Source organism: Pseudomonas folii (assembly GCF_014357575.1).
Lineage (GTDB): Bacteria > Pseudomonadota > Gammaproteobacteria > Pseudomonadales > Pseudomonadaceae > Aquipseudomonas > Aquipseudomonas folii.
The window spans coordinates 1-4,490 of sequence record NZ_JACONW010000249.1 but is presented as its reverse complement, the minus strand read 5'-3'; the positions used below and the strand labels follow the sequence as shown (position 1 = coordinate 4,490).

Sequence of the window (4,490 nt, the reverse complement as noted above, 5' to 3'; positions counted from 1 at the left end):
GGCTGGTCAGGCAGTACGCTATCGCAGCCTTCGGCAGCTCCTACAGAAACAAACGGAGCACATTTTGCCTATCGGTCGCAGCCATGCTTGAGGAAACGCATTCCACGGGAGCCCCTCTTCTATATATAGAAGAGCGCGACTATTTGTCGCACCTCATTCCAAGGCAGAAGCCGGACCAAAAAATTCGAAGCGGCTTTGCTTCTCCGGCACGCCGGCGATTTTGAGCTGGCGCTTGATGACTCTCATGAAAGCCTTGGGCCCGAGGAAGTACGCATCCACATCTCGCGCCTTGGGTAACCATTGCTCCAGGCGCGACTGATTAAGCAGGCCAAGGGCGTCTCCCGCCGGGCTGACCCCGTCGTCTTCGGCATAGCAGTAGAAACGTTTGAGCTGCGGATGCCGCGCCGCCAGTCCGTCAACCCAGTCACGGAAGGCATGCACACTGCCGTTGCGGGCGCAGTGGATGAAATGCACCGGGCGCGATGTGGCGAGTGCAGCTTCGAGCATCGCCAGGGTTGGCGTGATACCCACACCGCCGCTGATCAAGACCAGCGGCTTGTCACTGGCCGTAAGGGTAAACTCACCCGATGGCGGGAACAGTTGCAGGCTGTCGCCCACTTGCAGCTGATCGTGGAGATAGTTGGAAACCTTGCCGTGAGGCTCGCGTTTGACGCTGATCCGATATTGGCCATCACTCGCCACCGCTGACAGCGAATAGTTACGGCGCACCTCCTCGTCGGCAATCTTCAACTGCAGACCGATGTACTGTCCCGGCGCGAAGTCCAGCAACTGACCACCGTCTGCGGGCCTAAGATAGAACGAAGTGATTTCCGAGCTTTCAGTCACCTTGGCCGTCAGCGTGAATTCACGCGTGCCGCGCCAGCCGCCAGGGGCCTGCGCCTTTTCTTCATAGATCGCGCGCTCGGCACCTATCAGCACATCCGCGAGTTGTTGATAAGCACGGCCCCAGGCCTGCAGCACTTCTGCCGTGGCGATCTCATCACCCAACACTTCGCGGATAGCGCTCAGCAAGCAACGACCGACAATCGGGTAGTGCTCCGGCAGGATTTGCAGGGCGACGTGTTTGTTGATTATTTTCGTCAGCAAGTCACCCAACTGGTCCAGCTCATCAATGTGCCGGGCGTACATCAGCAAACCATTGGCCAGTGCTCTGGGTTGATCGCCACTGGCCTGGTGCGCCGGATTGAACAGCGGCCTTACTTGCGGGTACTCATCGAGCATTTTTTTGTAGAAGTGAGTCGTTAACGTCTCGCCCCCGCTTTCCAGCAGTGGCACGGTGGCTTTAACGATGGCACGATCCGGGGCGCTTAACATGAGGTACTCCAGCCACACAGGCTTTGAAAAATGTACTCATGCATCATCAGAAACCATGCCAGAATTTACAGCCTTTAAAATCAATCAGTTAGCGATAAATAGTCAAATAGACACCGTGAATAAAGCAGTCATTTTGACTGCACGGAGTCTTAATGACTCATTGCTGCGGATTTCATCCAGTCTCCTGTCGACAGGTTGGCTGGATCAGGAAAACTCCGGACTTCGCACAAAAAAAACCTAAAGCGTGCCTGTGCCGGGTCGATAACCTCTCCAGAGAAGGCTGTTTGCTGCTTACTGCGGCAAAACAATTATTGCCAGAAGGTTTATATGTCCACCAAGAACGTCCGAGCAGATTCACTTTCGCTGCTGCTGTTCACGTTACGCAGCGGCAAGTTGATGGCGATCAACCTGCTGAAAGTCAGCGAAATCATCCCCTGCCCTGCCCTGACACGACTTCCCGAATCGCACCCGCACGTCAAAGGCGTTGCCACGCTGCGAGGTGCCTCGTTGTCCGTGATCGACCTGAGCCGGGCCATTGGTGAAAAGCCATTGGTCGACCCGGATGGCGGTTGCCTGATCGTTACCGACGTCAGCCGTTCGAAGCAGGGCCTGCATGTTCAGGCCGTCAGCAAAATCGTGCATTGCCTGACGACTGATATCCGCCCGCCGCCCTTCGGTGCCAACGGCAGATCGTTCATCACCGGTGTCACTCAAGTTGACGGTACGCTGGTGCAGGTACTGGATATCGAAAAAGTCATCCACGGTATTGCCCCGGCGCAGATCGTTGCACAGCCGGATGAGCTGACCATGGAGGAAGCTGAACTGCTGGCTGCCACGCGGATTCTGGTGGTCGATGACAGCCAGGTGGCATTGCAGCAATCGTTGCTCACGCTGCGCAATCTGGGTATCGATTGCCACACGGCCCGCAGCGCCAAGGAGGCTATTGACGTTTTGCTTGAGCTGCAGGGTTCGCCAGCGCAGATCAACGTGCTGGTCTCGGACATCGAAATGTCCGAGATGGACGGCTACGCCTTGACCCGGACACTGCGCGAAACGCCTGACTATCAAGACCTGTATATCCTGCTACACACGTCGCTCGACAGCGCCATGAACAGTGAAAAAGCCAGGCTTGCAGGGGCCAATGCGGTATTGACCAAGTTTTCCTCACCAGAGTTGACCCGCTGCCTGATCGTCGCTGCACGCGCGGTCAAGGCTCAAGGCGCATGAGTGTGATGGACCGCCTCGGCGGTTCTGACCGGCATTGCTGGCTGATGCGTCGCGATCTTGTAAATCTCGCCGCGACACACGCATGGCCCGCTCATATCCACGTCACGCCGTTCACTCTCGAAGACGCGCCGCAAGCTCACGCCCTGTTGTTGCAAGGGCATGCGGATGATATCCGGATGCCTGAGTATCACGACTGGGTGAACGACTGGCGAACTGATCCTGAATACGATCCGACGTTGTGCTTTGCCCTTCGGGATGAGCTGGGCATGGTCGGGTTGATCCAGGGCTGGACCAGCGCTTTCATCAAGGATTTGGTGATACACCCCCGCGCCAGAAATCAGGGCCTGGCGCTGCAGTTGCTTAACCATGTCTTCAACATTTTTCGGCAGCGAGGCGAAGCCTGGGTGGACCTCAAGGTCATGGAGAATAATCTGGCCGCCCGCTGCCTGTATGAGAAGGCGGGCATGCGTTACGTCCAGCGGCTGGAAACCGATCAGGTCTGATCTGGCATACTCCATCATCAATCGATGTTCATGGAGAACGACAATGAAAGCGTCCACCTTCCTGCTGATAGCCTCGGCAACACTCGCCAGCCAGGCCAACGCTTCCAGCCCTGATGCCTGGAAAGCACTGGACAAGGCGGTTATCGACAGCTGCATGAAAGCCAGCCAGCTCAAAGAAGTGCGTGCTGTGGGCAAAGCCGGGTTTGACGACAATGTCGGTTACGAAGCGCTCATGCTCAGAGGCCGTTACCCACAGCCGCATATGAAAAATCAGCCCGGAGCCGAGCTGTGCCTTTACAACCGGCAGAGTAAGAAAGCCACGGTCACTGAGTGGACCGAGTTGCCAGCCACTGTGAAACAGTAAGCGTTGCGTTTGCTGGCTCACAACTTGCTTTGAACACCGTCTCAGTCGCACCGGCAGCCTGGCCTCTGTCGCGTTCGACGTCTGTCATGACGGACTTTTATCGCAATGAATACCCGATTTTCCTGCGTCGGATGCGGCCGCTGCTGCAACGACCATCACGTGCCTCTCACCCTCGGGGAAGCCCTGCAATGGGCGGCTGACGGCGGATCGCTGATCATCCTCACCGAGGCATTTCTGAGCGATGGCTACGGGTTGCCGGAGGGTCAATTGGCGCACGCCACACGCCGCTCGACGCTGGTCCAGAGCGGTGTGACCCAGGCGCAGGTTGCGATCACTTTCGCGGCCTACAACGTCGGACCTTGCCGGAATCTTGACGCAGACAAGCTCTGTCGTATCTATGATCGCAGACCGTTGGTATGTCGGATCTATCCGATGGAAATCAATCCTCACATTCCGTTGCGCCCTGGAGCCAAGGACTGTCCGCCTGAATCCTGGGAACAAGGACCGGATCTGATCGTCGGCGGCCAACTGGTGGATACTGAACTCAGCCGCCTGATCGAGCAGTCTCGTCAGGCTGACCGGGAAGATATCGGCGCCAAAGAGGCGATCTGCCAGCGCCTGGGGATTCGTGCCACAGCGTTGAAGGGCAATGGCTTCGTTGCGTACTTGCCGGATATGGATGCCTTTGCCACTGCCGTCATGGACCTGGCAGACGGTATTGATGCTGCGCCGGTAAACGACGGCTGGACCTTTCACGTAGCGGGCGAAGCCGTGGTCGACACACTCAGCGTGGCCGGGGCCAAGCTGACGACAGGCGAGCCTGCGGGCTATATGTTCATACCGTTGCAGGCGGGTTGATTGCCCAGGCGATGAACACCGATGAGGGATTGAATGCTTCCGTGGAACCGGCTTTAGCCGGGAAGGCGGCATGTCTGACGATGAAAATGCAGTGCTTTTACTGGCCTCTTCCCGGCTAAAGCCGGTCCCACGACATCGCGCCAATATTGAGATCACACCAGTGGGAGCCTGTGGGCTATATGTTCATACCGTTGCAGGCGGGT

5 protein-coding genes are annotated in these 4,490 nt (G+C 57.2%); 4 read left to right on the top strand and 1 reads right to left on the bottom strand.

The features are described from left to right. Positions 1-153 precede the first annotated feature (153 nt). Entirely contained in the window at positions 154-1,335 is a 1,182-nt protein-coding gene (gene hmpA / locus H8S59_RS26165) for an NO-inducible flavohemoprotein (protein ID WP_187523297.1), read from the bottom strand. Between the two features lie 327 nt (positions 1,336-1,662). Between hmpA and H8S59_RS26160 the strand changes: the two genes are divergently transcribed. From H8S59_RS26160 to H8S59_RS26145, 4 genes are all read left to right on the top strand, one after another. Then, positions 1,663-2,562: a chemotaxis protein gene (locus H8S59_RS26160; protein ID WP_095094226.1), complete on the top strand. Its 900-nt coding sequence runs from the start codon at positions 1,663-1,665 to the stop codon at positions 2,560-2,562. Beyond that, positions 2,559-3,065 carry a GNAT family N-acetyltransferase gene (locus H8S59_RS26155; RefSeq protein WP_246475618.1) on the top strand — a complete coding sequence of 169 codons (507 nt, stop codon included), beginning with the start codon at positions 2,559-2,561 and terminating at the stop codon, positions 3,063-3,065. Before H8S59_RS26160 ends, H8S59_RS26155 begins: the two co-directional genes overlap by 4 nt. Before the next feature lie 43 nt (positions 3,066-3,108). Next, entirely contained in the window at positions 3,109-3,429 is a 321-nt protein-coding gene (locus H8S59_RS26150; RefSeq protein WP_187523296.1) for a hypothetical protein, read from the top strand. A 105-nt stretch (positions 3,430-3,534) separates the two neighbouring features. After that, complete coding sequence (locus H8S59_RS26145; RefSeq protein WP_095094219.1) at positions 3,535-4,287, top strand: YkgJ family cysteine cluster protein; 753 nt, start codon at positions 3,535-3,537, stop codon at positions 4,285-4,287. The last annotated feature ends 203 nt before the right edge of the window (positions 4,288-4,490 follow it).

What these genes read in the sequence shown, in the direction of transcription:
- hmpA (WP_187523297.1), bottom strand. Translation starts at nt 1,335, where the DNA reads ATGTTAAGCGCCCCGGATCGTGCCATCGTTAAAGCCACCGTGCCACTG.
- H8S59_RS26160 (WP_095094226.1), top strand. Translation starts at nt 1,663, where the DNA reads ATGTCCACCAAGAACGTCCGAGCAGATTCACTTTCGCTGCTGCTGTTC.
- H8S59_RS26155 (WP_246475618.1), top strand. Translation starts at nt 2,559, where the DNA reads ATGAGTGTGATGGACCGCCTCGGCGGTTCTGACCGGCATTGCTGGCTG.
- H8S59_RS26150 (WP_187523296.1), top strand. Translation starts at nt 3,109, where the DNA reads ATGAAAGCGTCCACCTTCCTGCTGATAGCCTCGGCAACACTCGCCAGC.
- H8S59_RS26145 (WP_095094219.1), top strand. Translation starts at nt 3,535, where the DNA reads ATGAATACCCGATTTTCCTGCGTCGGATGCGGCCGCTGCTGCAACGAC.